26 protein-coding genes are annotated in these 25,689 nt (G+C 52.1%); 12 read left to right on the top strand and 14 right to left on the bottom strand.

Annotated features, from left to right (window positions below; all coding sequences use genetic code 11):
* Positions 1 to 97: 97 nt before the first annotated feature.
* The 3 genes from DFR42_RS13310 (at position 98) to DFR42_RS13300 (ending at position 1,984) form a co-directional block, all read left to right on the top strand.
* A complete protein-coding gene (locus DFR42_RS13310; RefSeq protein ID WP_110255446.1) occupies positions 98 to 592 on the top strand; it encodes a hypothetical protein in 495 nt (164 codons plus the stop codon).
* Positions 593 to 602: 10 nt separating this feature from the next.
* Complete coding sequence (locus tag DFR42_RS13305; protein ID WP_110255445.1) at positions 603 to 1,301, top strand: hypothetical protein; 699 nt, start codon at positions 603 to 605, stop codon at positions 1,299 to 1,301.
* A gap of 62 nt (positions 1,302 to 1,363) precedes the next feature.
* Positions 1,364 to 1,984 carry a YdcF family protein gene (locus DFR42_RS13300; RefSeq protein WP_211324299.1) on the top strand — a complete coding sequence of 207 codons (621 nt, stop codon included), beginning with the start codon at positions 1,364 to 1,366 and terminating at the stop codon, positions 1,982 to 1,984.
* Between the two features lie 211 nt (positions 1,985 to 2,195).
* Here the strand turns inward: DFR42_RS13300 and DFR42_RS13295 are convergent, their stop codons facing one another.
* Positions 2,196 to 2,648, bottom strand: coding sequence for an NIF family HAD-type phosphatase (locus DFR42_RS13295; protein ID WP_211324298.1), 453 nt, complete (start codon positions 2,646 to 2,648; stop codon positions 2,196 to 2,198).
* Positions 2,649 to 2,814: 166 nt separating this feature from the next.
* On the opposite strand from DFR42_RS13295, the gene DFR42_RS13290 reads away from it, so the two are divergent.
* Positions 2,815 to 3,648, top strand: a complete 834-nt coding sequence (locus tag DFR42_RS13290) for an isocitrate lyase/PEP mutase family protein (RefSeq protein ID WP_170133513.1) — start codon at positions 2,815 to 2,817, stop codon at positions 3,646 to 3,648.
* Between the two features lie 108 nt (positions 3,649 to 3,756).
* Here the strand turns inward: DFR42_RS13290 and DFR42_RS13285 are convergent, their stop codons facing one another.
* Positions 3,757 to 4,143, bottom strand: coding sequence for a hypothetical protein (locus DFR42_RS13285; RefSeq protein ID WP_146218843.1), 387 nt, complete (start codon positions 4,141 to 4,143; stop codon positions 3,757 to 3,759).
* A 199-nt stretch (positions 4,144 to 4,342) separates the two neighbouring features.
* Between DFR42_RS13285 and DFR42_RS13280 the strand changes: the two genes are divergently transcribed.
* Together DFR42_RS13280 and DFR42_RS13275 are read left to right on the top strand one after the other, a co-directional pair.
* Positions 4,343 to 5,092: a ubiquinone/menaquinone biosynthesis methyltransferase gene (locus DFR42_RS13280; RefSeq protein ID WP_170133512.1), complete on the top strand. Its 750-nt coding sequence runs from the start codon at positions 4,343 to 4,345 to the stop codon at positions 5,090 to 5,092.
* On the top strand, positions 5,093 to 6,217 hold the full coding sequence (locus DFR42_RS13275) for an SEL1-like repeat protein (protein WP_110255441.1): 1,125 nt from the start codon (positions 5,093 to 5,095) through the stop codon (positions 6,215 to 6,217).
* A 97-nt stretch (positions 6,218 to 6,314) separates the two neighbouring features.
* Here the strand turns inward: DFR42_RS13275 and DFR42_RS13270 are convergent, their stop codons facing one another.
* The 10 genes from DFR42_RS13270 to DFR42_RS13225 form a co-directional block, all read right to left on the bottom strand.
* Entirely contained in the window at positions 6,315 to 7,781 is a 1,467-nt protein-coding gene (locus DFR42_RS13270) for an N-acyl-D-amino-acid deacylase family protein (protein ID WP_110255440.1), read from the bottom strand.
* Positions 7,782 to 7,783: 2 nt separating this feature from the next.
* The gene (locus tag DFR42_RS13265) at positions 7,784 to 9,088 is read right to left on the bottom strand and encodes an amino acid deaminase (RefSeq protein WP_110255439.1); all 1,305 of its coding nucleotides are present in this window, start codon (positions 9,086 to 9,088) and stop codon (positions 7,784 to 7,786) included.
* 9 nt (positions 9,089 to 9,097) lie between these two features.
* On the bottom strand, positions 9,098 to 10,207 hold the full coding sequence (locus DFR42_RS13260; protein WP_110255438.1) for an ABC transporter ATP-binding protein: 1,110 nt from the start codon (positions 10,205 to 10,207) through the stop codon (positions 9,098 to 9,100).
* Positions 10,208 to 10,411: 204 nt separating this feature from the next.
* Positions 10,412 to 11,182: an SDR family oxidoreductase gene (locus DFR42_RS13255; protein ID WP_110255437.1), complete on the bottom strand. Its 771-nt coding sequence runs from the start codon at positions 11,180 to 11,182 to the stop codon at positions 10,412 to 10,414.
* Complete coding sequence (locus DFR42_RS13250; RefSeq protein ID WP_245936950.1) at positions 11,179 to 12,390, bottom strand: hypothetical protein; 1,212 nt, start codon at positions 12,388 to 12,390, stop codon at positions 11,179 to 11,181. The genes DFR42_RS13255 and DFR42_RS13250 overlap by 4 nt, the downstream gene beginning before the upstream one ends.
* A 23-nt stretch (positions 12,391 to 12,413) precedes the next feature.
* Positions 12,414 to 12,806, bottom strand: a complete 393-nt coding sequence (locus DFR42_RS13245; protein WP_110255435.1) for a RidA family protein — start codon at positions 12,804 to 12,806, stop codon at positions 12,414 to 12,416.
* Between the two features lie 170 nt (positions 12,807 to 12,976).
* Positions 12,977 to 13,831 (bottom strand): carbohydrate ABC transporter permease, encoded by an 855-nt coding sequence (locus DFR42_RS13240; protein WP_110255434.1) that lies wholly within the window; start codon positions 13,829 to 13,831, stop codon positions 12,977 to 12,979.
* Positions 13,818 to 14,693 (bottom strand): carbohydrate ABC transporter permease, encoded by an 876-nt coding sequence (locus DFR42_RS13235; protein WP_110255433.1) that lies wholly within the window; start codon positions 14,691 to 14,693, stop codon positions 13,818 to 13,820. Before DFR42_RS13235 ends, DFR42_RS13240 begins: the two co-directional genes overlap by 14 nt.
* A 3-nt stretch (positions 14,694 to 14,696) precedes the next feature.
* Positions 14,697 to 15,932 carry an ABC transporter substrate-binding protein gene (locus tag DFR42_RS13230; protein ID WP_110255432.1) on the bottom strand — a complete coding sequence of 412 codons (1,236 nt, stop codon included), beginning with the start codon at positions 15,930 to 15,932 and terminating at the stop codon, positions 14,697 to 14,699.
* A 39-nt stretch (positions 15,933 to 15,971) separates the two neighbouring features.
* Positions 15,972 to 16,973, bottom strand: coding sequence for a 2-dehydro-3-deoxygalactonokinase (locus tag DFR42_RS13225; RefSeq protein WP_110255431.1), 1,002 nt, complete (start codon positions 16,971 to 16,973; stop codon positions 15,972 to 15,974).
* Between the two features lie 552 nt (positions 16,974 to 17,525).
* Here DFR42_RS13225 and gcvA point away from each other — a divergent pair.
* From gcvA to DFR42_RS13200, 5 genes are all read left to right on the top strand, one after another.
* Entirely contained in the window at positions 17,526 to 18,410 is an 885-nt protein-coding gene (gcvA, locus tag DFR42_RS13220) for a transcriptional regulator GcvA (protein WP_110255430.1), read from the top strand.
* A gap of 64 nt (positions 18,411 to 18,474) precedes the next feature.
* Positions 18,475 to 18,903 carry a hypothetical protein gene (locus tag DFR42_RS13215; RefSeq protein ID WP_110255429.1) on the top strand — a complete coding sequence of 143 codons (429 nt, stop codon included), beginning with the start codon at positions 18,475 to 18,477 and terminating at the stop codon, positions 18,901 to 18,903.
* 180 nt (positions 18,904 to 19,083) lie between these two features.
* A complete protein-coding gene (locus tag DFR42_RS13210) occupies positions 19,084 to 22,431 on the top strand; it encodes a TIM-barrel domain-containing protein (RefSeq protein ID WP_211324297.1) in 3,348 nt (1,115 codons plus the stop codon).
* A 288-nt stretch (positions 22,432 to 22,719) separates the two neighbouring features.
* Positions 22,720 to 22,974, top strand: coding sequence for a type II toxin-antitoxin system Phd/YefM family antitoxin (locus DFR42_RS13205; protein WP_342766846.1), 255 nt, complete (start codon positions 22,720 to 22,722; stop codon positions 22,972 to 22,974).
* Positions 22,964 to 23,254, top strand: coding sequence for a type II toxin-antitoxin system RelE family toxin (locus tag DFR42_RS13200; RefSeq protein WP_110255426.1), 291 nt, complete (start codon positions 22,964 to 22,966; stop codon positions 23,252 to 23,254). The genes DFR42_RS13205 and DFR42_RS13200 overlap by 11 nt, the downstream gene beginning before the upstream one ends.
* A 61-nt stretch (positions 23,255 to 23,315) precedes the next feature.
* Here DFR42_RS13200 and DFR42_RS13195 read toward each other — a convergent pair whose 3' ends face one another.
* Both DFR42_RS13195 and DFR42_RS13190 read right to left on the bottom strand, forming a co-directional pair.
* Positions 23,316 to 23,831 (bottom strand): hypothetical protein, encoded by a 516-nt coding sequence (locus tag DFR42_RS13195; RefSeq protein WP_110255425.1) that lies wholly within the window; start codon positions 23,829 to 23,831, stop codon positions 23,316 to 23,318.
* Between the two features lie 66 nt (positions 23,832 to 23,897).
* Complete coding sequence (locus tag DFR42_RS13190; RefSeq protein ID WP_110255424.1) at positions 23,898 to 24,194, bottom strand: SGNH/GDSL hydrolase family protein; 297 nt, start codon at positions 24,192 to 24,194, stop codon at positions 23,898 to 23,900.
* 216 nt (positions 24,195 to 24,410) lie between these two features.
* Here DFR42_RS13190 and DFR42_RS13185 point away from each other — a divergent pair, with 216 nt between their 5' ends.
* Complete coding sequence (locus DFR42_RS13185; RefSeq protein WP_110255423.1) at positions 24,411 to 25,673, top strand: OmpA family protein; 1,263 nt, start codon at positions 24,411 to 24,413, stop codon at positions 25,671 to 25,673.
* The last annotated feature ends 16 nt before the right edge of the window (positions 25,674 to 25,689 follow it).

Below are 25,689 nucleotides of genomic sequence, written 5' to 3'. Positions count from 1 at the left end.
CAGAGTCAGGCGATTTGACCTTGCTGTTCTGTTAAAATCTATTACATAAATTCACACAGGTGGAAAAAATAAACATGGAAAATTTCAGGCAAGCATAGTGTTACAACACATAATCACAGAAACCAGGGAATACCAGGAAGTCAGCAAAGTCTATGGCGAACGTCGTGCCGGGCGCAGCCAGGAATTGCTGATGAAGCATATCGATGATGGCCTGGCTGTCATGATAAACCTGGATGCCAGCCTAAATGCCTTAAAGGCTTTTTGCCTGCACCCGCTGTTTCAGGCAGATCAGGACCTGGTCACATACGCACCGTTGGCATCGACTTTTGCGCCAGAGGTGATATTGCTGGTCATGGAATACCGCCGTGCCGCCAATGCCTATTTGTGCAAGCCACATACTGATGACTGGTGTATAGACGATCTGCACTTGCATGTGGGATGGATATTGCCAGAAGTCAGGAAGATGCTGCTGGCGGACAAAATACAAAACCAGGCCGATTTTTTAATCCATCATGCCGATACCCATATACGCAAAGCAGAATTGAAACATTACTTTCAACTCTGGATTGACTACTTGCACACGATGGAATAAGAGCTTCAAGATGAAAAAATCAAACATGGCTTCCATCATCAAAAAAGTCAGCATCGCGCTGATGCTGTTCTGTGCATCAACTGCCATGGCTGCTTCTGACAAGCTTTGCACTGGCGATGCCGGTTTGAAAAAACTGGAAGGCTACTGGAGTAGCAGCCCTTTCCTTGATTTGCTGAAAAAACATGGCAACTGGACTGCCGCCATGACAGCCACTGACAGCCAAAAAAATGCCCTCACCATCAGCGATGGCCGCATCAGGCAAAACCTGGCCTGGCATGAAGGTGATGAAACAGAATATTGCCTGCGCCTGCAAGGCGACAAAATCTGGTTACTTGGTGACGGCAAACACAGGGCAGAACAGGGCCCATATCAACGCCTGGGTAGCCTGGCTCAAAAAGAAGCTGATTTATATCTGGCGCGCATCATACAAGGTTGTTTTGTCAGCGAGGAAAAAGAGCAATGGTGTTTTCAGGATGGCAAACTCAGCATCAATGGCAAGCCAGCCAGGGCAAGTTTGTCACTGGATTTATCTGAACTGGATTTGTATGGTACACCCCTGCGGGTAGAAGGCCGCAAGCTGCCATTCTGGTATCTGGTCCAGCGGGGGAATGCATGGGTGGTGTTTGAAGATGATTATGCGAGCAATGAAAAGCGCCTGCCTGTCGACCCCAAAACCAGCAAGCCCTGGCGCGTGCTCAGCAAGCAGTAGATCGGAAGCCAGTGATATCTCGTTTGCCAGGGCTGCGTCGCTACTTCAGCACAATCAGCATAATGCGCCTCATCTTGTGGATGGTTTTTCTGCTGCTGGCCGGTTTTATTCTGGTCGTGCTGAATATCGCTAGTTACCCCGCACTGCTGAGCCAGCAATTTGCAGAGCCTGAAAATATCAAAGCGGATGCAGCGATAGTACTGGGAGCATCGGTCTGGAAAGATAAGCCTTCGCCAGTATTTGCTGAGCGTATCAAGCACGGTATACAGCTATATAAAACTGGCCATGTCTCTTACCTGATTTTTACAGGCGGCTTGAGTGAAGGTGATAGTCTGTCAGAATCAGCCGCTGCCCGTCAGTACGCGATTGCTGAAGGTGTTCCTGCAACGCAAATTTTGATAGAAGAAGCCTCGACCAATACCTGGCAAAACCTGGTGCAGGCTTGTCAGCTCATGCAGGAAAACAAACTGCAAAAAGTGCTGATAGTCAGTGACCCCTTGCACATGAAGCGGGCAATGACGATGGCAAATGATTTGCATATCAATGCCATCTCTGCGGCTACACCGACAAGCCGCTATGTCAGCTGGCGTTCAAAAAGCCAGGCATTGCTGTATGAGAGTTTCTTTTATGTGAAATATAAGCTGCTTGATGAAACTGAAAATTCATGTGAAGCAAAAAAATAAAAGAAATCTTTGTTCAAGTCCAGATTCGAAAAATCAATTCTAAAAAATAGCAGAGGCTACGTCATTTCGTCTGAGATTGATTCGGACAAATATGCGGCCTTCCTTTGCAGGAGCGGCTTCAGCCGCGAACCGGGTTTACTAAGCACACATGGCATATGCTTCCTGGGAAAAATCTTCGCGGCTAAAGCCGCTCCTACACTTTTCTGGCTAGTTACTTGCTGCCAGGATTTTTAAATACGGCTTCGAGCTTTGCCAGCATGTTAAACAATCCCTGGTCTTCTTCAGAATAGGGATAATCAAAAAATTCTATCTGCATCCATTGCGCAGCCTGGCCGGGATGGACATAGATTTCAAAATCATCGACCAGGATGCTTTCTTCCACTATGGCATCCGGTATAAATTCGAGATTCTTGGTGTCGCCTTGCAAGTTCACGTATTCAATATGGGCAAACCATGCAGGTGCCTTGCCTTCTTCCACCAGCAGCCGGGCGATGTGCCGGAACTTGTCTTCATTGACTGTCGTGAACATTACCAGTCTGGGGAAAAGTACAGCGCAACGTTCCAGAAATTCAAACAGGCCAGGGCGTGGAATCTGGCTCATGGCGTTTGAAATCAGTGTTCCTTCAAGGTCGAGTGCCAGTACTTTGGGTATTATCTTTTTCATTGGGTGAAGTCAGGTGAAAGAAGGCATAGTATCGCATCCTTATACCCGCCATGTAATGGGGGTAAACCTGGGATAGTGTGAAAATTACAAGGGCCGAAAGCTGCCAGTCTGGCGCACCATGTCATGGAACAATGCGCAACTTTCAAGCACAGCAAAGGAGCCCTCCATGCAACACCAAATCAAACTGGCCCTGCAATTTCGTCGATTGAACCAGCAGGGCCAGTTCATGCTGGCCAATGCCTGGGACATCGCCAGCGCCCGCATTTTTGCCAAAGCAGGTTTTCCTGCTCTCGGTACGACCAGCGGCGGCATCGCATATGCGCAAGGCTTTTGCGATGCCGAGTTGATAGGACGCGATAGCATGATGACGCAGATAGCCGCCATCGCCAGGTCAGTCGATATGCCTGTCAATGCTGATATCGAGGCAGGCTATGGTGCTGCGCCAGAAGCGGTAGCAGAAACCATCAGGCAAGTCATCGCTGCCGGTGCAGTCGGCGTCAATCTTGAAGACAATAGCCATGGTTCTTCCAGCGAGCCTTTGTTTGCTGTGGATGCCCAATGCGCACGCATCGCGGCAGCAAGACAGGCAGCAGACCAGGCTGGCCTGCCTTTGTGGATCAATGCCCGCACGGATACTTTCCTGCTTGGCCTGGGTGAGGGTATCGAGACACGCATAGCGATGAGCATACAGCGTGGTAGAGCCTATCTGGCAGCCGGTGCTGACATGGTCTTTATACCGGCCCTGGCTGATCTGACTATTATTGCGCTTCTGGCGCAAGCTATAAAGGGACCCATCAATATCATGGCCATGCCGGGTGCACCGGTAGCACAGGATTTGTTCCAGGCCGGTGCCAGTCGCGTCAGCCTCGGTGTCTGCCCCATGCTGGCAGTGATGGGTACAGTGCGTGATATTGCAGAAGAAGCCAGGAAGACAGGTAGCTGGCAAAACATGGAACGTAGTTTTTACGGGTTTGCGGAAGCGGAAGAATTGTTTGCTTGAAGAATTTCAGGCCTCTGTGCCATCTCTGTGCCTCAGTGCCTCTGCAGTGAGATTTTTGGTCTTATTCCGTGGTGATGGTTCACAAAGTTTATTTGTTTTTTTGCCAGTCTACAGCCTGAAAAATTCTTCAGGCTTTTCTTCGCCAAACTCTGCCCAATACCAGTTGGCCATCAAGAAACTGCTGAGTTGATAATCCTCTGCATACCAGGCCTGCTCATCATTATTTCTTTGCCAGACTATGGGGTTGGCTTGTTCCAGGTCTTGCAGGCGTATACCCCAGTCCACCACACCCTGGTTTTCATGCATGAAAATCAGGTAGCCCTGTTCCTGATAGATATCCTCAGGTGACAGGAGTTGATTGTATGCAGTATTGATCGCGCTATTGCCTGCGCACTGGTAGTAGGTCAGCAGTGCAAGCGGCAAGCTGGGTGTGCCGGGACTTAATCTTTGCGCAGCATCCGGCATGGCTGAGATATCCAGTCCGATTGTCTGCATCCAGTGACAGTAAAATTGCGGATAGTTCATCTGACGGCTTTACTCATTATTTGTATATGACTTATCTTTCCTTTGCAGCACGCATCAAGGAGGGCATTGAGCTTAGCATAAATGAATTGATAGTGTGGTGTCGCCAAAAATGAGACTTGTCATTCCTGATGCGCTACACTCAGGATTTATTTCTATTCTTATTGCCATCATGCCCGAACAAATGCCTGCACGACCATCCGGCAATGCTGCAGAATTCGTAGCCCAAAGCGACGACGTCTTTGGCCGCATTGCCAGCCGTTATGACAGGCTGTGCGACCTGTTCAGCTTTGGCATACACAGGATGTGGAAGCGAAGGGTCGCCGACATTATCGCGCAGGAAGAATGGCAAACTCTGCTGGATGGTGCAACGGGTACAGGTGACATCATGTTGCGTGTGCTGAAAAAACAGATACCAGCCAGCCGCCGTATCATTGCCTCCGACATCAGCCCGCAAATGCTGGCGATTGCGCAAAGCAAGCTGGGCCAGCATGGTGAACAAGTCCGCCTCAGTCAGCTCGACATGCACAGCATGCCTGACATTGCGAGCGGCAGCGTGGATGCCTATTCGATTTCACTGGGGCTAAAAATCTGCCAGCGTCATCTGGCCCTGCAAGAAGCCTTGCGGGTTTTGCGCCCTGGTGGCCGCCTTATCATCCTTGAGGCCTCGAATATACGCCCGGCATGGCTACACCGTGCCTACCTGATGTATATGGCCATCTGCACCCCGGCCATAGGCTGGATAGCCACGGGCGGTGACGCATCGGCCTATAAATACTTGTTGCACGGTGTACGCGAATTTCCTGGCGCAGAACAACTCGCCGCAGAAATGCGGGAAATGGGCTTTAGCGACATCCAGTTTGAACGACTGTCGCTGGGAATAGTGGCGGTGCATACGGCAAGGAAACCGGGGCTGGCATAGATGAAGATTTTTTTCAAGATATTGATCGTTTCATGTGCCATGCTTGCTGGCATGGGGGTTTATGCGCAGACATTTCAAGAATCCTTTGATGCCTTTGGTCGTAAGGATTACGCGGGTGCGTTTACTGGTTTTAAAAAACTGGCTGAAAAAGGCAATGCCAATGCCCAATCCAATCTGGGTTGGTTGTACCAAAATGGTTTAGGTGTTGTTGCCAGTGACCAGCAGGCGATTGCCTGGTACAAAAAAGCTTCAGACCAGGGTTTTGCCAGCGGCCAATTAAAACTGGGATGGATGTATGACCATGGCCGTGGTGTGGCGCAAGATAAAAAGCGGGCTGCGGTCTTGTATCTGAAGGCTGCGGAGCAAGGCGAACTTGATGCACAGTTTCTTATGGGAGAGATGTATGCCCGTGGTGAAGGTGTCGCCAAAGATGAGCAACGATCATTGTACTGGTATACCAAGGCGGCGGAGCAGGGTGATGTCGTGGCACAGAGTATCGTTGGTGATATATACGCTCACGGCATCGGCATTGCAAAGAATGAAGCACTGGCAGCATCCTGGTACCTTAAAGCAGCTACACAGGGCGATGTGGCGGCACAGGTTAATCTGGCTTATCTGTATGGGAATGGAAAAAATTTCACCAGAGATCATCAAAAAGCCTTGTACTGGTATAACAAGGCTGTTGAACAGAATTCAAAAGAGGCAATGCAGAACCTGGGGGTGATGTATCTGCAGGGCATAGGTGTGCCCAAAGATGAAAAGAAAGCCTTTTCCTTGTTCAGTAAGGCTGCCAATTTGGGTCATTTAGCAGCACAGCATAGTCTGGGCATGATGCATTTTAAGGGACAGGGTACCGTGCAAGATGACAAGCAAGCTTTTTATTGGCTAAAGAAGAGTGCAGAACAAGGATACCCTGACGGTATGTACAATCTAGGGACTTTGCATGCGCTTGGCAGGGGAACGCACAGAGATTATGAAGAGGCTTATTTCTGGATGAAACTTGCAGATATCAAGAATGAGGGGCAGCTTAAAGTAATAGATTCAATTGAAAAACAACTCACCACCCAGCAGCGATCAAATGCGCTTGACAACATACGTGTATGGAAACTCAAGGTGGAAAAATAATCTTCATCTGTGAGATTTTTGGTTTTTTTCAAAAAAAAATAAATGACATGCAGGGTGCGCCATGCGCATCCTGCCCAATACGAAACCCATCATAAATTTAGTCGTTACGGTTGTAACGTTCATCCTGCCTGCGTAAAACCTTGCCAGCACGTTTGCCGGTCAGCTTACCGTCTGCCATAGCGATTGCGCCATTCACCAGTACCCACAGCACACCTTTGGCCGCCTGTTTGGGCTGTGCAAAAGTGGCGGCGTCACTTATTGTGTCTGGATCAAAAATCACCAGGTCGGCCCAGCAGCCGCAGGCGATGCGGCCACGTTGTTGTAGACCAAAATGATCAGCGGACAAGCTCGTCATGCGGCGTATCGCTTCAGCCAGACTGAAGAGTTTTTCTTCGCGCACGTAGTGGCCAAGTACCCGCGGGAAAGCGCCCCACAGGCGTGGATGTGGATGCTCATCATGTGGCAGGCCATCAGAGCCTATCATGGTATGCGGATAGCTGAGCACGCGTTGTACATCATCTTCCCGCATCTGGAAATACACGGCACCGGCAGGATGCAGGCGGCGCGCGGCTTCTTTTTGACCGACCTGCCATTCAGCAGCAATATCGGACAGATCGCGTCCCGACATGGCCGGGTAAGGTTCAGAAAACGTCACCATGATGCGTATGACACCATCGACGTAGTCTGGGTCAAGCACGGTGGAACCGGCGGCATAGGGGTAGGCATCCAGCCCCACAGCCTGGGTGCGGCGACGTTCGCTGATATACGCCAGTGTTTCGCTCGTGCGCCCCCAGTTGGCCGGGCCTGCGCATTTGTGATGAGAGAGTATGACTGGCAATTGCGCTGCTTGCCCGGCATCGCAGGCTTCTGCCAGGGCATCCATGACGCCATTGTATTCATCACGTATATGCGAGGTGTAGACCCCACCAGCCTGAGCAGCGATCGTGGCCAGGGCGATGACTTCGGCATTGTCTGCCGCCTTGCTGGTCTGGTAGAACAGGCCAGAACTGAAACCCAGTGCCCCAGCCTGCATGCCCTCTGCCAGCAGGGTTTGCATCTTGCTGATTTCTGTGGTGCTGGCTGGGCCTGTCCAGTCTGCCATGGCATTCACACGCAGGGTGGAGTGGCCTATCAGCATGCCGACATTGACTGCAGGCTCAGCAATTGTGACGGCTGCGGCATAGTCGGCAACGCTGGCAAACTGGTAGTCTTTTTGTGTGCCTATCAGTGACAGGGGAGCAGGCACGGCAGCAATGGCCTTCAAAGGTGCAAGGCTGATGCCGCAATTGCCGGTGATGACTGTCGTCACGCCTTGCGTGAGCTTGGGCTGCATGGCGGGTTGTTGCAAGACTACTCTGTCATCATGAGTATGTACATCGATAAAGCCGGGTGCCACGGCCATGCCCCTGGCATCTATGATGTGCTGCCCGCCAAGGCTGGCAGGGGTGGCGATGGCAGCGATCTTTTGCTCGCGTATTCCTATGTCGGCAGGGTAGGGCGCGCAGCCGCTGCCGTCATAGACCAGGGCATTGCATATCACCACATCATATGTAGCGTCTCGCATGATCAGAATATTGTGTTGATGGCAGACTGCACGCGATAGGCATCATCGACTACCAGCATCAGTGGCCATTTGTCAAAGGTCGTGCAAGGGTGGGAAATACCGCAGGCGATGAGGTCACCTACCGCCAGGGTCTGGCACAGGCCGCTGTCTTTGGGCAGGCGCAAATAGGCGTGCTGGTCATTCATCTTTTCTATCTTGCAACCGGCAGGCAGGGCAAATGGTGCACTGGCATGGCCTGGCCTGTGAGTTGCGAAAGGCAAGGGCAGGTCGATATCGTAAGACGCATCGCGCTTGCCCATGGTCAGTATGGCCAGGTCGTTTTCAGGACGCGATTGCACCATGCTCCAGACTTCCAGTGCAGGCCGCAAGCCGCCTGCTGGCAAGTCAGCAACGCGGCCATGCATTTCTTCCACCAGGCCATGATAAAAACCATGGTCATGCGTGACATAGCAACCGCTGCGCAAGATGGGCAGCAAGGGGCGTGAGAGCTTTAGTTCGCTGGCAAATTCCTCACCCACAAGATCAAAATAAGCAGAGCCACCGGCAGAGATTACTATCTCGGGCAGGTCGAATAATTGTTCGCGATCAGCTTGCTGGCATACCGTTGTCATGTCTTGCAAAAAGCTTTTAACCTGCATCAGGTCTTGCTCGCGGTTTTTACCAACCAGCAAGCCTTCATAGCCTTCTACACCTGCCAGTTGCAGGTAAGGGCTGCGGTGGATATGGCGTGCCAGTTCCAGAGCCTGCTGCCTGCTGCGGCAACCCGTGCGGCCCCCGGCGAAGCCCAGTTCTACCAACAGGGGCAAGGGTCTTTGCAAGCCCGCTTCATGCACGGCATCAGCCAGCATGTTGACGCCTGCGATGGAATCACAAATTGCATAGAAAGTGAATTCCGCGTCTTCAGCCAGCAAGGCCAGGGCAGAATGGATATCGCTTTTGCTGATGAGCTGGTTGGCGATGATGACGCGCTTGACACCAAAACGCTGGGCCACGCGCATCTGGTTGACATTGGCCAGGGTCATGCCCCAGGCACCATTACGCAATTGCATGTCAAACAGTTGCGGGCTCATGGTGGTCTTGCCATGTGGGGCCAGAACGATATTGCGGCTGGCGCAGAAGGCCTTCATCCATAGCAAATTATGTTGCAGGGCGCTGTCTTTCAATATGGCGACAGGGAAGCTGGTGTCAGCATTCAATATATTCCAGGCTTGTGCACCCAGGTCTTTTTGCAGCAGCGGGGCAGTCAGGGCCAGGCCCTTGGTGCCAGGCAAGAGGCTTTGTTCAGTCAGGGATGTCAGGTTCAGCATGGTGTTCTCTTAATTCAAGCGCAAACCTGTTTGGCTATCAAACAGGTGACAAAGTTCAATCGGGAAATGCAGGGGCAATTTTTCACCTGTCCTTACTGACAGGCGTTCACGGGATGCCAGGCAGCAGGTGTGCTCATTAAGTATGCCATCGAGGTTGCCATAAAAGTAAGTTTCAGCACCGGTTGGTTCTATGCTGTCTATGCTCATGCTGACGCTCGTGCTCACGTCTGTGCTTATGGAAGCGATGCCGGACGGCCTGGCCACCACGTGCTCAGGTCGTATGCCCAGTGTAATCGCCTGGCCTTGCCGGGCAGACGATACAGGCACAGGTATGCGCAAATTATTGGCTGTGCGCAGGCATGGCTGCCCTTCTTCCATGCTCAGTATGCCTGCTATCAAATTCATGCCGGGTGAACCGATGAAGCTGGCGACAAACAGATTGGCTGGCCTGTCATACAAATCCAGTGGCTTGCCGACCTGCTCTATGCGCCCGGCATTCATGACGACGATGCGGTCGCCCATGGTCATGGCTTCAATCTGGTCATGGGTAACATACATGACGGTATTCTTCAGCCGCTGGTGCAGGGACTTGATCTCGGCCCGCATTTGCACGCGCAATTTGGCATCGAGATTTGATAAGGGTTCATCGAACAAAAATAGTGCAGGTTCGCGCACCACTGCACGCCCCATGGCGACGCGCTGACGCTGTCCACCCGACAAGGCCTTGGGTAAGCGGTCGAGGTAAGGCACGAGATTGAGCATCTTCGCCGCTGCTTCTATGCGCGGCCTGTAGCTGGTTTCTGGCTCCCTGCGCAGTTTGGGGCCGAAGGCGATGTTTTCATACACAGTCAGGTGCGGGTAGAGTGCATAACTCTGGAACACCATGGCAATATTGCGCTGCTGCGCAGGCAAATCATTTGCCCGCTGGCCGCCTATATAAAAATCACCAGCAGTAATTTCTTCCAGCCCCGCCACCATGCGCATGAGCGTACTTTTGCCACAACCCGAAGGCCCGACCAGCACCACGAATTCACCATCAGCAATGTCCAGATCTATGCCATGCACAACCGGGGTTTGCTCATAGTGCTTGACGATGTTTTTTAACTGTACGGCTGCCATTACATTCTTTCTGCTTGTTACCGAAGATCAAGACCTTTCAACACAGAGACACAGAGTTTGCACAGAGGGGTACAGAGGGGTACAGAGAAAAACAAAAAGAACAAGAAATGCAAAATACCAAGACGACCTTAAATTGATTTTGCAGTTCTCTGTGACCTCTGTGCCCCCTCTGTGCCTCTGTGTTGAGAGGTCTTCAACAACAATTTAAATTTCCTCTTGCGTCAATTCCATGGCCATCATGCGGTTGCCTGCCATCAGGCCGCCGTCTACTGGCAGGGCGACGCCGGTGATGACGCGTGCTGCATCGGATGCCAGGAACAGCACAGCATCGGCGATATCGTCAGGCGTCGCAAAGTCTTGCAGCGGATACCATTTCTTCAGGTCTTCAAACACTTGCGGGTTTTTCGCGGCGCGGGCTTGCCATGCCTGGGTTTTTACCGTGCCGGGGCAGACAATGTTGGCGCGTATGCCATGTTTGCCCAGCTCCATTGCCAGCGCCTTGGTATAGCTGATGAGGCCAGCCTTGGCGACGCTGTAGGCGGGGTGGCCCAGCGATGTCATGCCATTGACTGAACCGATGAGGACGATATTGCCCTTGCGTTTGGCCTGCATGCCGTCGCGTACGGCTTCAACACTGTGGAAAGTGCCGTTCAGGTTCAGGTCCAGGTCCTGCTTCCAGCTGCTTGCTGTGGTGCTGGCCAGGTTCAGGCTTTGTGCTGCACCGGCATTGGCGACCAGTACATCAATGCCATTACCTTGCAGGGCTGTTGCCAGTGAGGTTTGCAAGGCGGCAGCATCAGTCAGGTCAGCGGCAACGGCAACGCAGTCTTGTGCCCCCAGTTTTGCTACCAGGGCGTCGAGTGCTGTATCAGGCAAATCCTGGGCATAGACCTGGTCGCCGTTGGCGATAAAGCGCTGGCACAGCACGCTGCCTATGCCGCCGCATGCTCCGGTGATGAGTACATGGCGTTTCATGCTGTGTCCTTTCCAAACTGGCTGTTGAGTGTCGCCGCCAGATGAGCCAGTTGTTTTTGTGGCAGCAAGCCATAGTTGTAAAATGCAAAATCACTGATGCCCAGTTCACGCAGGCCCGTGATAGCGGCATCTAGTTCTGCCCCAGTGTTGAGATCAGGGTAACCGGGTCGCAATATCGCACGTATCTTTTCTGGCCGGTCGCCGACGGCATGCAAGGTATGGCGCGCATCATTGATGGCACGGGCTGCGCTGGGTTCGTAAAACGGCACTTCCAGATAATCTGCCGCATCGGCCAGCGCAGCCAGGTCGCTGCCTTCCTGCCAGCAATAGGCAGTCGGCCTTTGTACCGTGGGGATGACGGCCAGTTGCGTGGTCTTGCGTAAATCTGCAGCGATATGGCTTACCAGCGTGGTGACGCGGTGCTGTCGCAAAGTGATGAAGGCACGCAGCTCCTGGTCCCTGAGCAAGTCTGCCTGTATCCAGTCTTGTGCCTGATGGGCAGTAACGGGCACGGGGTTGCTCAAATAGTCGTTGATATTGCCTGCAATGCGTTGCTGCACAGCCTTGATCTGTATGCCTTGCTCAGTGGCAGCACGCTGGCAGGCATCGCAAAAGCACATGCCCAGCATGACATCCAGCCAGGCATTCGAGGGCATCTGGGCAAATTCATGGTGATAGCCGTGGGCATAGGGTTGCCAGCCCGGGCTTTCGAGTATCAGGCTGCTTGGCTCATATTGCTGCGCCAGGTCACGGCAAACTGCACGCGCATATTCCAGCACGGCTGGCTGCATGGGGCACAGGCTATACACATAGCGGTCACCAAACACATTTTGCGTCGTCAGATGCGGGTAAGCTGTACCCAGACGGGTGTTATGCAGCAAGACTGTCCAGGCATGCACACGCAGGCGGCCGTCGGCCAATAAATCTGCCAGCACATGACGGATGGCTGCATCACTATGCGCCTGTGGTTTGATTTCGCCATATCGTTCTTGCCGTGGCTCAAAATAAAGCACACCATCTTCAGGGAAAATCACCCTGGGCCCCTTGCGTGCATGTGGGCGCAAGAATTTACCTGCGTGGTAGCTGCAAGCCAGGCTGACATCGGTGACACCCATGGCCAGTGCAGCATCGACAAAGGCTGTTACGCCCATATCCAATACATCCCAGGCATATACATAGATGGAACGGTAGGCGGTATCAATTTGCATGTGCATAGTGTTATGAAACAAATTTAAAGAGGTTTGTAAGCCGTGACTTCTATCTCTATCTTGCAGTCAACCATCATTTCTGAACGCACGCAAGAACGTGCCGGTGGGTGCTCGCCAAAGTAGTCAAGATAGATGCGGTTGAAAGTCCAGAAATCGCGCGTGTCATCCAGCCATACCGTCACCTTGACGACATCGGCCAGTGTGCAGTCAGCCATTGCCAGCACCTTTTTGACATTCTCCATGGTACGCCGCGTTTGTGCTTCTATGCCACCGTCTTCAACTTCGCCGTTTTCTTTCATGGCCACCTGGCCAGAACAAAACACAAAATCCCCAGCCCGCACCGCAGGCGAAAACGGCAACCTCTGCCCACCAGCACCTTGAGGAATATTGCCGTAACGTGTAATTTCTTTAGTCATAAAATTTCCTGTATTAATTCAAAACCATTAACCACCGAGACACCGAGACACAGAGGGGACACAGAGAAAATCAAAGGAAGAGAAACATAGAGCACATTTATCACTAGAGGTTTTCTCATGATTTTCTCTGTGTCTCTGTGTCTCTGTGGTGAGCCTTTTGGTCTAAAAATTCACTTAACCGCGCCCAACGATAATCCTTTTACCAAATACTTCTGCAACCATGAAAACAATACCGCGACCGGCAATGTCGCCAGCAAGGCTGCTGCCATGACGTGATGCCAGTTGACGGTGTATCTGCCTGCCACCAGGTCGACGATTTGCACGGTCACGGTCTTGTTTTCTGCAGAGCGTATCAGGGTATAGATCACAGCAAATTCATTCCAGGCATTGATGAAGGTGAAAATGCCGGTGACCACCAGCGCAGGCATGGCCAGAGGCAGAAACACCTTGAGCACGGCGCGGGGTTTGCTGCAACCTTCGAGCCAGGCGGCTTCTTCCATGTCGCGCGGTATTGTGGCGAAATAAGATTGCAGCATCCATACGGCAAAGGCAGTATTCAAGGCGGTGTAAGTAGCGATGACGCCTATGTGGGTATCGACGAGATTGCCATCGCCGTAAGGTATAGCCGCAGCCAGGCGGAACAGGCCCAGCACCAATAGGATAGGTGACAGCATTTGTGTGACCAGCAAGAAACGTCTATAGCCTGCCTGCCCGTCAAAGCGAAAACGCGCCATCGCATAGGCCGCAGGTATGCTGATGCCCACCGCCAGCAGGGTCGACAAGGTACTGATGATGATACTGTTTTTTAGCGCCGTGCCAAACTGGGTTTCTTCCCACATCAGGACAAAATTTTCCCATGCTATGCGCGTGGGTAGCCAGCGTGGCGGGTAAGACAAGACTTCATCTGCTGGTTTGATGGCTGTCAGCAGCATGACAGCAAATGGCAGCAATATCACGGTGACCAGGGGCGACAAGGCCAGCCAGCAAAGCAGGCTGCGCTTAAGCTTGTTCTTATTGCTCGGCATGCTCGCCCCCTTGCATGCGCATATAGATGCCGGTAAAAGCCAGCAGCATTACTAACATCACCAGCGATACCGCCGCCGCTTCACCCGGCCTGCCTAGGCGGAAAGCCAGTTCATACAGATAAGTGACCAGGATATGCGTGCCATTGTCCGGCCCGCCCTGGGTCATGACCCAGATAATGGGGAAAGAATTGAAGACATAAATCACATTCAGCACAATGGCGATATTAATGAAAGGCCGCAGCAAGGGCAGTGTCAGTTTGCGGAACTGTTGCCAGGCATTCGCGCCTTCCATACGCGCTGCTTCATAAATGTCGGTGGGGACAGACGACAAACCACCCAGAAAAATCGTGACCGTGAACGGTACAGACACTAGTATGCCTATCATGATCTCAACCGGGAAAGCCAGCACCGGATCAGCCAGCCAGTGCAGGGGTTGATTGATGATACCCACTTGCTGCAAGCCCAGGTTGATGAGACCAAATTCATCATTGAAAGCCCAGCGCCAGATGATGGCTGTCATGGTCAGCGAGATCGACCAGGGCAGCATGGTAATCGTGCGTGCCAGGCCGCGACCATAAAAATCCTGCACCAGGATCAGCGAAGCGGGCACTGCCACCAGTACCGTGCCACCGACGACACAGACTGTCCACACCAGTGTGCGCCACAGCGTTGTCATAAACACCGGGTCAGCAAAGATCGTAGCAAAGTTGGCTAAGCCAGAAAAGTCACGCACCTGGCCAAAGCGCGATACCTCGTGTACAGACTGCCATACGATATTAAAAAACGGATAGCTGACGATGAACAGCGCCAGCGCAAAGCTGGGCAAGATCAGCAGCCACGGTGCCAGGGGGCGCTTGCTCATGTTTTATTTCTTCAGCATCTTGTTGGCTTGCAGGGCAGCGGTTTTCAAGGCATCTTCCGGCTTGCTCTTGCCCAGATACACGGCTTGCATGGCATTGGCGACGATTTTTGAAAGGTCTTCCCAGCCTGCAATCACAGGGGCAAACTTTGCCGTTGGCAGGTAGCTGATAAAGCTTTGCGTTACCGCGTCATTGAAAGCCGGGTCAGCCGCTTCTTCTTTTGTCGTTGGCAAGAAACCTTCACCGCTGGTGAAAGCGACACGGGCTGCCTTGCTGAACAAAAACTCAGAGAACTGCCAGGCCGCGGTCTTGACCTTGGAATTTTTAAACAGTATCAATGAATCTGTCGTGGCAAAGGTCGCTGCATTGCTGCCCTGTGGAATGGCAGTCACGCCATATTGCAGGCCAGGTTTTTCTTTTTGTATCTGCCTGGCGAGGAAGGGCGCAGTAATCACCATGCCCAGGCGACCCTGCTTGAACAGGTTTTGCACATCTTCACGGCTGTTGCTGGTGACGCCTGGCTGTGTCAGGCCCTGATCTATCAGGCTCTTGTAGATATTGGCCGCCTTGATGCCTGCAGCACTGTCAAACACTGCCTTGCCATTGGTGTCGACAACTTCACCACCATTGGTCCATAGCGAGTAAAACCAGTAAATCTCGGTTTCAATTTCCTTGCCCTGTATGCCAAAGCCATAGGCACCTGTAGCCTTGATCTTTTTTGAAGCTGCGATGACTTCATCCCAGGTTTTGGGGCCGTTGGGATAGCCAGCCTTTTCCAACATGGCCTTGTTATAGTAGAGGCCACGGGCTGAGGCTGAGATGGGCAGGCCATAGGTCTTGCTGGCCACCTTGCCAGAGTTGATGAAGGCACCGATGAACTTGTCCTTGAAGGCAGGCGTCATGCGTGCATCCAGTGGTTCGATCACATCATCCCTGACCAGATCAAGCAGCCAGCGCGTGGCGACGATGGAAAGGTCAGGGTTGGTGCCACCGACGATATCGGTTTGCAGCTTTTGTTGCAGGCTGTCCCAGTTGACTTCTTCTACCTTGATGGTAATGCCTGGGTTGGCCTTGCTGAACTCCTTCGCCATTTTTTCAAAATAGGGCAGGGTCTGGTCACTGTAGTGGGCCACGGCTATGCGCACGGTTTCTGCATTTGCGGTGTTCATGCCCAGCAGGGCGGCACCCAGACTGAGCAAAATTTTTGTGTGAATGCTGGTAATACTACTAAGGCGGGTCATGCATGTCTCCAGATTTTTTCAGGCGGGCGCTTATTTTTTTTATTTTATTAATCCGCGTGCAGTGGCAACTTTGATGGCACCCAGCCCAGCCAGGTGCGCTTGCACTTCATCGCTGACCACCGTCACCTTGCCTGAGAAATAATCATCGTTCTGTATCAACAGGGCCAGGGCTTCTTTCATGATGGGCTTGCCGCAAATGATGACGGGTGTACCTGGCAACATCTTGATGGCAGTGCTGTTTTTCAGCGTCAGCAGGTCAGCACCGAGGATGGCACCCAGCAGGAAATTGGCCCTGTCATTGCGCTCATAGATAGTGAACTGGTCAAGTATGCGCACATTGAAGCAGGTGCGGCCCAGGCCTATGGTTTGCGCTGATTTGGCACCTGCCAATAACATCTCAGGGCTGATGGTAGTGGCAAATGAAGATTCCAGTGATTGCGCCAGTATGGTGTTGTGGGTGATGACATACATCAGCTCACCTGCCAGCGTGGTCACGCAACCGGTGATGCGGTTCTTGTCATCGATGCAGACAAACTTGGAGTGCGAACCCGGCATTACCATCATGGCCGGGCCGGTGATGCCCATCTGGTCAATGACGCCGATGACTTCGACTTCTTCGCCACGCATCATGTCCATGGATTCGCAATTATGCAGGCCTATGTTTTCCACCACATTGCGAACACCTGGTACAAACCACAAGGGCTTGGAAAATACTTCGGGAATAGTCACCGACACCATGCCCCGCGCCAGTTGCTGCAAGCCTGCCGGTGCCAGCACATGCGGCAGTTCAAACAGGCCGACGTTGGAACTGATCATGCCAGAACCCAGTACCAGGCTGATATCGTTCTCAGTCAGCCCAGCTTCTTCCAGGGTTTTCAGCAGGGTAGCGCGCACCCCTTTTTTCAGTTTTTCGCGGCTACCGCTTATTGCAGTATCCCGCACACCCACTTCATGCGCCTGATGCGCAATCACGACGCCATCGCGCCAAAGGGTCACCCTGGTATTGGTGGTGCCGGTATCTATCGTCAGTATGTGGGTCATTGCAATAAGAATCTGTATAAAGAGCTGGAAAGTGGCAGAAGCTTAACCATGCATGCCTGGTCTTGCCAGCGATTAATTTTTGAGACTGCGTTTAGATTAATTTAATGTCAGGGTGGTGCGTGAAGATTGAGTTTATAAAGGCCTCATATTGAGCGAGACATTGTCATTGCATAGGTTCGGCTACGGTTTACTAGCCCAACACTAGGCGGTTAAATAAGGTATACGTCTTTTGAAGGCCCAGTGTTGGGCTGATGAGGCCTAGCCCAACCTACGGACAAGCCGTCACACGCTTTTTATAAGCTTCTTCCTACATTTCTCTGTGGTGTAGCAGGGAATTCGAGCGGCATGCCGCTCGCCTGCGTAACGAAGACTGCTTGCAAGCAGTCTTTCCTTCCTCCGTGTCTCTGTGGTGAGAGGTTTTGTTCTTATTCTTCCAGCTTTCCCACCCATACTGCCAGAAAACCAAATTCTCATCGCCTCAAAATATTTCAATCTTTCATTAAATTAAATTTAATGAACATCTGTTACCGTATTGTTTTTTGATGGATACCTATGTCTAAACGTCTTCCGCCCTTGAATTCGCTGCGTGTTTTTGAAGTTGCCGCCAGGCGGCTGAATTTTACGCGGGCGGCGGAAGAGCTGCATGTGACCAATGCTGCCGTCAGCCACCAGATCAAGTTGCTGGAAGATCATCTGGGTATAGATTTGTTTCAACGCAGCAATAATGTCTTGAAGCTAACAGAAGCCGGGGAGTTGTACCTGCCGCGCATACGCGAGGGTTTCAAGATTTTCCAGCAGGCGACAGATGCTTTGCTCAATGATAACAATGCCCTGTTGCGCGTAGGCGTGCCGCCGTCGTTCGGTTCCAAATGGCTGGTGCCGCGCCTTTATCGTTTCCTGAACCGCCATCCGCATATACGTGTGGAAATCGTTTCTGAAGTCGACCGCACTTACCGTGATTGCGATATTTCCATCGATTTCCGGCGTACCCAGTTTGCCGACTTCCGTATAGAGCCTTTTATTGCGACTGAGGTATTCCCGGTTTGTAGTCCGGCTATCGCAGCGCAATTGCAGACGCCAGTCGACCTGGCAAAGCAAACCTTGCTGCATGAAGTCAGCGCCATGAATGATCCCGATTACCCCAGCTGGCAAGCCTGGTTTGCCACCCTGGGCTTGCCCAACCAGGAATCCCGTCAGGGGCCGTTATTTACGCTGGCCCTGATGGCCTTGCAGGCTGCCATTGATGGACAGGGTATTGCACTTGGCCAGGCCTTGCTGGTGGAATACGATATTGCCGCAGGCCGTCTGGTGCGGCCACTGAATGTGGAAACCCCGCTGCGCCTCGATTATTACCTCATCTATGCGGCAGACATGAAAGAGAACCTGGCTTTCCAGGCTTTTCATCAATGGCTGATCAGTGAGGCGAAAGCACATTGAGCAAGACAAATGGCAGCATTGCTACAATGTCGCCTTTCTATTTTAATGCCGCTGCAAAGCCTTCATGCGTTCGCCTGCCGATATTCTCGATATTTTGATACTCAGTCCAGCCAGGACGGCAGAACTATTTACCGGCTTCCAGCACCTGTCCGCCCGCAAGATCAATGTCATCAGCGATGGCCTCGACAGGCAAAGCAACATACAGATCACGACCAGGCAGCTCAGCCTGCATTGCCGTCATGGCGACATCCCTTGCCAGTTGATGATACTGGCGATAGCCGAAGTCTTGCATGACCAGCATCACCATCCCATCCAGCAAGTCTTGCCCCGCGTGCGTGAACTGGTGCTGATAGTTGAAGGCAAGTTCATGTTGGAACAGGCCATGTTGCTGTCTGGCCATGGCCGCAAGATTACGCTGGTAAGGCACAGGGCCAGCGATGCCTGCCGCCGTGTCGTCAATCATTATTTATCACGCCTGCGCCATACTTTTTGATACGCTTGCACGATGCTCCAAACTGGTTCACATGTCGTTCAAATTTTCTTGACGAAGGCAAAAAATAAATCTCACTGTTGCAAATGAGCATGCGCAGTTACATTGCTGCATGCACATTATTGTCGCTTGCCGTGTGCCTGAACCTGGCACCCCAAATTCAAAGATAGGATGAATACCCAAATGCAAACTTTGCACGCCGTCATACGCAAGACTGTCATCGCCAGCCTGATCTTCCATGCATTTAATAGCACCAGCCTGGCAGCACCGCTGGGCAATATGCAAAAAATAGCGGCAGACGGCAACCAGATAGAACTGGTCACTTCAGATGGCGGCATCGTGCGTATCAGCCTGCTCAAGCCTGACCTGTTTCGCGTATGGGCGGGCACAAAAGGGCAATTGCTCGACGCCGGTGACAAGGCCGCGCCCATTGTGCTGAAACAGGACTATGACAAAGTGCCTTATCAGTTGACGGCGCAAGCCGACTACCAGTTGGTACAAACCTCAGCCATGGCCTTGCGCATCTACCGCGCACCACTACGCCTGGCCTTGTACAAACCTGATAATAAAACCCCTGTCTGGCAAGAAACCCAGCCGCTGGAACTGGGTGACAAAGCCAGCTTCCAGACTCTGTCCAGCAGTGCAGATGAAGTCTTTTTTGGTGGTGGCCAGCAAAACGGTGCTTATGCCTTCAAAGGCAAGCAGCTGGAAGTCTCTTATTCCGGCGGCTGGGAAGAAGGCGACAGACCCAGCCCAGCACCTTTCTACATGAGCAGCAAAGGCTATGGTGTCTTGCGCAATACCTGGAGCAATGGCAGCTATGATTTTCGCTCGAATGAATACCTGAGCACCAGCCACCAGGAAAAGCGCTTCGATGCCTATTACTTCGTCGGCAATTCCATCAAGGACGTGCTGGCCTCATATACTGAACTGACAGGCCGCGCCAGACTCTTGCCGCGCTGGGCATATGAATATGGTGATGCTGATTGTTATAACGATGGCGACAACAGCAAAAAGCCCGGCACCGTGCCTGGCAACTGGAGCGACGGCCCGACAGGTAAAACACCTGACGTGGTCAATTCCGTCGCCGCCAAATACCGCGAACACGATATGCCCGGCGGCTGGATTTTGCCCAATGATGGTTATGGCTGCGGCTACACCAATTTGCCTGAAGTCGTTGCCGGGCTGAAGAAACATGGCTTCCGCACCGGCCTGTGGACAGAAAACGGCGTCGATAAAATCGCATGGGAAGTCGGCACTGCAGGCACGCGCGCGCAAAAGCTGGACGTGGCCTGGACAGGCAAGGGCTATCAGTTCTCGCTTGATGCCAATATGGCAGCAGCCAAGGGCATACTCGACAATTCTGACGCACGCCCCTTTGTCTGGACCGTCATGGGCTGGGCAGGTACGCAACGCTATGCTGTGACTTGGACTGGTGACCAGTCTGGTAGCTGGGACTATATACGCTGGCATATCCCCACCCTGATAGGCTCGGGCCTGTCTGGCCAGGCTTATGCCACTGGTGACGTTGATGGCATCTTTGGTGGCAGCCCGGAAACCTTTACCCGTGATTTGCAATGGAAGACTTTCACCCCCGTGCTGATGGGCATGTCAGGCTGGTCCAAGTCCGGGCGCAAACATCCCTGGTGGTTTGATGAACCCTACCGCAGCATCAACCGCGATTATCTCAAACTCAAGATGCGCCTGATACCGTACATGTACACCTATGCGTATGAGACGGAGCTGACAGGTGCGCCCATCGTGCGCGGCCTGATGTGGGATTATTCGCAAGACCCTAATGCCAATAACGAAAACTACAAATACCAGTTCATGCTTGGTAGAGACTTTCTGGTAGCTCCGGTGTATCGCAGCCAGGTTGCCAGCAGAGGCTGGCGCAAGGGCATCTATTTGCCACAAGGCCAGTGGATAGATTACTGGGATGGCCGCGTCGTACAGGCCGATGCCAAAGGCAAAGTCATCGACCAGCAAGTCACGCTGGAGAAGCTGCCCGTCATGGTACGCGCCGGTGCCATCCTGCCCATGTACCCGGTCGCCCTGTTTGATGGACAGGTGCCCAAGGACGTGCTGACCCTGGATATCTACCCGCATGGCAAATCCAGCTTCAGCCTGTATGAAGACGACGGTGAAAGCCGCCAGTACCAGGCTGGCAAATCCAGCCAGCAAGTCTTCACAGTTGATGCGCCTGAGAACAAGGCAGGCGATATCCGCGTCGATATAGGCGCAGTCAAAGGCAGCTACGCAGGCATGGAAGCGCAACGCGTCCTGCAATTGCAAGTGCACAGCCGGGTAGAGCCAGATGCCATCACTTTTGGTGAGCAGACCTTGCCCGCCTTCAAGACCCGTGAAGAATTCCAGAAAAGCAGCGCAGGCTGGTTCTACGACGCCACAGAAAAATATGGCACCGTGCATGTGAAGACTATCAAGCTGCCAGTCGATAAAGCCTACAGCTTCCGCCTGGCAATTGCCGCCAGCAAGCAACTGGCAACGACCGCTGATTACCCGGCTGCGCCTGACCTGGGCAATACCATCGCCGCAGACAGCCTCATCGTCCTGAACCGCCCGGCAGAAGAACCTGGTCACCCACTGGAAAACGCGTTCGATGGCAAGCCTGGCACCTGGTTCCGCACCCTGCGTGACCAGTCACAAAAAACCGGTGCCCATGAATTCAGCCTGGCGCTGGGAGAACGCCGCATGGTCAGCGGTTTTGAAATCGCCCCGCGCAATGACAAGGACTGGCAATACGGCCAGGTCAAAGACTTTGAAATCTATCTGGCCGATACCAATGGTGAATGGGGTAAACCAGTCTACACAGGCCGTTTGAAAAAACAGCAGGAAAAACAAAAAGTGGAATTTGCCGCCAGGGCAGGCCGCCTGTTCCGCTTCCGCGTACTCAGCACCCATGACCAGAACGATGATGGCGAAGCACAAGACCCAATGGTGCTGACCAGCACAGGTGCGACCAGCGCTGCCAGGGCATACAATGCCTTCAACCCTGTGGTCGTCACGCCCATCACCATTTCAGAGTTCAGCATCCTTGAACACCCCATGCCTGACAAACCCAAGGCGCAAGTGTTTTTGTCTGATGCTCTTGCCAGCAACAAGGCAAGCTACGCCAAAGACCTCGCCTACAAAATCCAGCCAGTCAAGGGCGATGCTGGCATGCAAATGAACGGCCTGCGCTTCCGCAAAGGCCTGGGTGTGGCAGGTAATAGCGAAGTCGAATACAAACTCGCAGGCGACTGGCAAACCTTCCGCGCCGACGTAGGCATAGACGATAGCTGCCGCAACAACGGCGGCCTGCAATTCCAGGTCTGGGGCGACAGCAAACTCCTGTTCGACAGCGGCCTCATCGCAGCACCGGCAGTAGTCAAGCCAGAACTGGACATACGCGGCATCAGCAAGCTGGTGTTGAAAACCACTGGCGTTAAAGCGAATAGCAAAGCCGGGGTTTGCGCGAACTGGGCGAATGCGTCGGTAATAGGGTTTGCGGGGGATAGGGTGGGAAAGTGAGTTTGGTTAAGTCTTGATTGTTCAAAGTGCTTCACCGCAGATGTTGCTATTTTCGTGGACCAGCTAGCCTGCGGCTATGCTGGTCACTCAAAGAAGATGGTCGAAAGATTGATATTACTGTCAAGTTGATAAGCATGTGGATAAAATGCACGATATTTGGTGTATTAAAATGTGTATAATTAAGTGTCATTTGAGTTAAGCCCAAAACGCACAAAGACAATACTTGTTCAGATACCAATGAAGCTGACACTGTTATTGAAGCCAACCTAAATCAAACCATACACTTATATGACTATGACCAATGCAATCTATGCGAATGCTACCGTGAGCATTACCGAGCTTCGCCGCAACCCTGGGGCGGTGATAGAAGAAGCAGGTCTTGAGCCGGTGGCCATTCTTAACCACAACCGTGCAACCGCTTATCTGGTTCCTGCAGATGCCTTTGAAGTCATGATGGAAAAGCTGGAAGATATAGACTTGGCAGAACTGGTAAGAAAGCGCAGGCACGGCAAAACCGTGAAAGTATCCTTGGATGACTTATGAACTTGTATTTAACGAGGCCGCGCTCAAAGAATGGAAAAAGCTTGACCACACCATACAGGCGCAATTTAAAAAACATCTAGTCAAACGCCTGCAAAATCCTCATGTTTCCGCTGCCCGGCTCAGCGGAGCTGACATGAAAAATGCCTACAAAATCAAATTACGCGACAGCGGCTACAGACTGGTATATGAAGTCAACGACAATACCATTACCGTGTTGGTGCTGGCAGTAGGTAAGCGTGATAAAAGTCAGGCTTATGTGGCGGCAAGGCAGAGGAAATAGTTAACTTTCAAGTGCGAAGCGTAATCGTACGCATGGCCTTGCATGGTTATAAGTGACAATTTCAATGCGCAAAATTCCAAAATGCTGGCAAATCTGTTTCACATAACACGCATTGAAACACATTGTCTTTCACGAGATTGATTGAATGACAGTTCTTACAACGACGAAATTCATAGCTGATGCTGAAATTTTCTGGTGCTGCAATGCCAGCGTTACCTAAGGCATTTGCAACTTCAAGCCACGATGAAGGTTCTGGGCAATATCCCGTTGATTGATTTGTCACAGAGTCGACGATGATGTCGTTCCTTTCTATCAGGAGGCTTATTTCCCCTGCGGATAGTACTGGTTTTCCTCTGGCACAGGCGACATGCTCACTATGTCTGTCAGCGAGATAAAGTACACCGGATTGATCTATGATAAATGTTGCAATGATGCTGTTATATCGATCGATGTACTGCTTCGTTTCTTTGATCCAGTTCAATACATCTTGCACCTTTAAGATCGCAGTTCCTTCAGGGATGCTTGCGACAGCTTCAGCGATTTCAGTTGGGCCAACGTAATGGTAATGGCGCTTCATTTATAAAAATGGTTAAGGAGTAACAGGACATACGTTTATGGCGATAGCTTGAACTAGATGCCAAGTTCAACCTGCATTGCTTTGACTCATGTCTTTCAGTTGGAAGATTATTCCATTCAAGTGAGCTTGAAAGCAGCTCCAATATTGATCTTCGCGCCAGTCTATCCAGGTTTCGTCATGCATCATATCTAAAAATGGATGTTGCTTATCCTTGCACACTTCTTCCAGGAATAGGATCAATACATCCACATCTTTATTCGTATAAAAATGCAAGCGAGATACTGAGTCTTCTATCAAGGAAGAAAATGCCGCTTTGCTCCATACCAGCAGATTTGCGTGGTAATAGCAACGTAGCTCATGCATGATTAACTTATCAATATTCTCAAGGCCTGTCAAAATTGTTCCCTATTTTTTTACAACATCTTTGCTGACAGATCTTTTGCGACGATTTATCCAGAGCTGACATCGCATAGTAGTGTGTTCTGTCTGCGCACAGCGAGTTAAGTATGCACCTTGATAAAGACTCCATCATCAGGTTAATATAAATCAGTCATCACCCCTCAATTACCTGGAAATCTTATGCCAAAGTTTTTCAAGTTCCCCATCCTGTTGTTAGTCATTGCCTGCCTGCAAGCATCACCAGCCTGGGCTGATCTTGGTTTTCCTGATTATTTGAAACTGCCGCCGCAAATTATTGTGAACCCTGATCAGGCCTTGCAGGCGGAGAATGTGGCTGAGGCTGAGTTTTTGGTGGATGCTGCTGGCACGAGCAAGCTGTTCAAGGGCAAGCGCTTTGCGCGCTGGATGACTTACAAGCCTGCTGCGGGTGAGCCTGCGCTGGGTTATTACAATGGCAGTGAGGCGCGCATTTATAACGCCATGCAGGCGACATTGGGCAAGAGCGGCTGGCAGACTGTGCGTGCAGATGACAACAAGGCGCGCTGGACCATGCGTTATCAGGCGGGTGGCAAGCAGGCCTGGGCTGAGGTGAAGATGGATGCGCCGCAAGCGCAGGTGTGGGTGGAGTTGATTGAGTCTGCCGATGCGGGTGCGGCTTTCAGCATCCCCAAACCTGGCAAGCAGCCTGAGAAATTCAGCGCCAAGGATGATATCCCTTATCTGCCGCCCTGGCCCGGTTCCAAGCGCACAGGTGAGGGGCATGGTAATGAGCCTCTGGATGTGGCTGAACCAGGCAAGAGCCAGGAGCCGCAACTGGTGGGGCAGGCGGTGGAGATACGCAATTATCAGGGGCCAGGCACTTTGTCCAAGCTGCAGTTCATTGGCGAGTATCGCGAGGCTTTGATAAAAAATGGCTGGACGGTGATTTTCCCTGCCAGCGCTGCTGCGGTACGTGACTATGGCATGCTGGTGGCGCACTACACGCAGGATGGACGTGATATCTGGGCGCGTCTGACTTACGAATTTACTGCTTCGCTTACTATCAGTACAACCGATGCAGGCAAGACTGATCTGGGTAGTGCATTCGCCAAGGATTGCCATGTGCCGCTGTATGGTGTGTTATTTGATTTCAACAAGGCCACGCTCAAGCCAGAGTCAGATAGTGTGCTGGGCAAGGTTGCTGCACTGCTGAAAACAGATGCCAGCATCAAGGCAGAGGTCGAGGGGCATACCGATAATGTGGGTGGAGATGACTATAACCTTAAGCTGTCTGACGCCCGTGCCGCCAGTGTGCGCAACTGGCTGGTGCAGCATGGTATAGATGCTGCACGTCTCACTTCCAAAGGGTATGGCAAGTCCCGCCCTGTGGCTGATAATGCTACTGATTCAGGCCGGGCGCGCAACCGTCGGGTGGAACTGGCGAAGTTGGGTTGTCGGCGTTGATGTATTGATCTGGCTT

This window comes from Undibacterium pigrum (assembly GCF_003201815.1).
GTDB classification, from domain to species: domain Bacteria; phylum Pseudomonadota; class Gammaproteobacteria; order Burkholderiales; family Burkholderiaceae_D; genus Undibacterium; species Undibacterium pigrum.
The sequence above is the reverse complement of the archived record's forward strand: the minus strand, read 5'-3'. Positions and strand labels throughout refer to the sequence as shown.

Bases quoted from the DNA above. Each gene is read 5' to 3' on its own strand.
- DFR42_RS13305 (WP_110255445.1), top strand. From the start codon at position 603: ATGAAAAAATCAAACATGGCTTCCATCATCAAAAAAGTCAGCATCGCG.
- DFR42_RS13300 (WP_211324299.1), top strand. From the start codon at position 1,364: ATGCGCCTCATCTTGTGGATGGTTTTTCTGCTGCTGGCCGGTTTTATT.
- DFR42_RS13295 (WP_211324298.1), bottom strand. From the start codon at position 2,648: ATGAAAAAGATAATACCCAAAGTACTGGCACTCGACCTTGAAGGAACA.
- DFR42_RS13290 (WP_170133513.1), top strand. From the start codon at position 2,815: ATGCAACACCAAATCAAACTGGCCCTGCAATTTCGTCGATTGAACCAG.
- DFR42_RS13285 (WP_146218843.1), bottom strand. From the start codon at position 4,143: ATGCAGACAATCGGACTGGATATCTCAGCCATGCCGGATGCTGCGCAA.
- DFR42_RS13280 (WP_170133512.1), top strand. From the start codon at position 4,343: ATGCCCGAACAAATGCCTGCACGACCATCCGGCAATGCTGCAGAATTC.
- DFR42_RS13275 (WP_110255441.1), top strand. From the start codon at position 5,093: ATGAAGATTTTTTTCAAGATATTGATCGTTTCATGTGCCATGCTTGCT.
- DFR42_RS13270 (WP_110255440.1), bottom strand. From the start codon at position 7,781: ATGCGAGACGCTACATATGATGTGGTGATATGCAATGCCCTGGTCTAT.
- DFR42_RS13265 (WP_110255439.1), bottom strand. From the start codon at position 9,088: ATGCTGAACCTGACATCCCTGACTGAACAAAGCCTCTTGCCTGGCACC.
- DFR42_RS13260 (WP_110255438.1), bottom strand. From the start codon at position 10,207: ATGGCAGCCGTACAGTTAAAAAACATCGTCAAGCACTATGAGCAAACC.
- DFR42_RS13255 (WP_110255437.1), bottom strand. From the start codon at position 11,182: ATGAAACGCCATGTACTCATCACCGGAGCATGCGGCGGCATAGGCAGC.
- DFR42_RS13250 (WP_245936950.1), bottom strand. From the start codon at position 12,390: ATGCAAATTGATACCGCCTACCGTTCCATCTATGTATATGCCTGGGAT.
- DFR42_RS13245 (WP_110255435.1), bottom strand. From the start codon at position 12,806: ATGACTAAAGAAATTACACGTTACGGCAATATTCCTCAAGGTGCTGGT.
- DFR42_RS13240 (WP_110255434.1), bottom strand. From the start codon at position 13,831: ATGCCGAGCAATAAGAACAAGCTTAAGCGCAGCCTGCTTTGCTGGCTG.
- DFR42_RS13235 (WP_110255433.1), bottom strand. From the start codon at position 14,693: ATGAGCAAGCGCCCCCTGGCACCGTGGCTGCTGATCTTGCCCAGCTTT.
- DFR42_RS13230 (WP_110255432.1), bottom strand. From the start codon at position 15,932: ATGACCCGCCTTAGTAGTATTACCAGCATTCACACAAAAATTTTGCTC.
- DFR42_RS13225 (WP_110255431.1), bottom strand. From the start codon at position 16,973: ATGACCCACATACTGACGATAGATACCGGCACCACCAATACCAGGGTG.
- gcvA (WP_110255430.1), top strand. From the start codon at position 17,526: ATGTCTAAACGTCTTCCGCCCTTGAATTCGCTGCGTGTTTTTGAAGTT.
- DFR42_RS13215 (WP_110255429.1), top strand. From the start codon at position 18,475: ATGCGTTCGCCTGCCGATATTCTCGATATTTTGATACTCAGTCCAGCC.
- DFR42_RS13210 (WP_211324297.1), top strand. From the start codon at position 19,084: ATGCAAACTTTGCACGCCGTCATACGCAAGACTGTCATCGCCAGCCTG.
- DFR42_RS13205 (WP_342766846.1), top strand. From the start codon at position 22,720: ATGACTATGACCAATGCAATCTATGCGAATGCTACCGTGAGCATTACC.
- DFR42_RS13200 (WP_110255426.1), top strand. From the start codon at position 22,964: ATGACTTATGAACTTGTATTTAACGAGGCCGCGCTCAAAGAATGGAAA.
- DFR42_RS13195 (WP_110255425.1), bottom strand. From the start codon at position 23,831: ATGAAGCGCCATTACCATTACGTTGGCCCAACTGAAATCGCTGAAGCT.
- DFR42_RS13190 (WP_110255424.1), bottom strand. From the start codon at position 24,194: ATGCATGAGCTACGTTGCTATTACCACGCAAATCTGCTGGTATGGAGC.
- DFR42_RS13185 (WP_110255423.1), top strand. From the start codon at position 24,411: ATGCCAAAGTTTTTCAAGTTCCCCATCCTGTTGTTAGTCATTGCCTGC.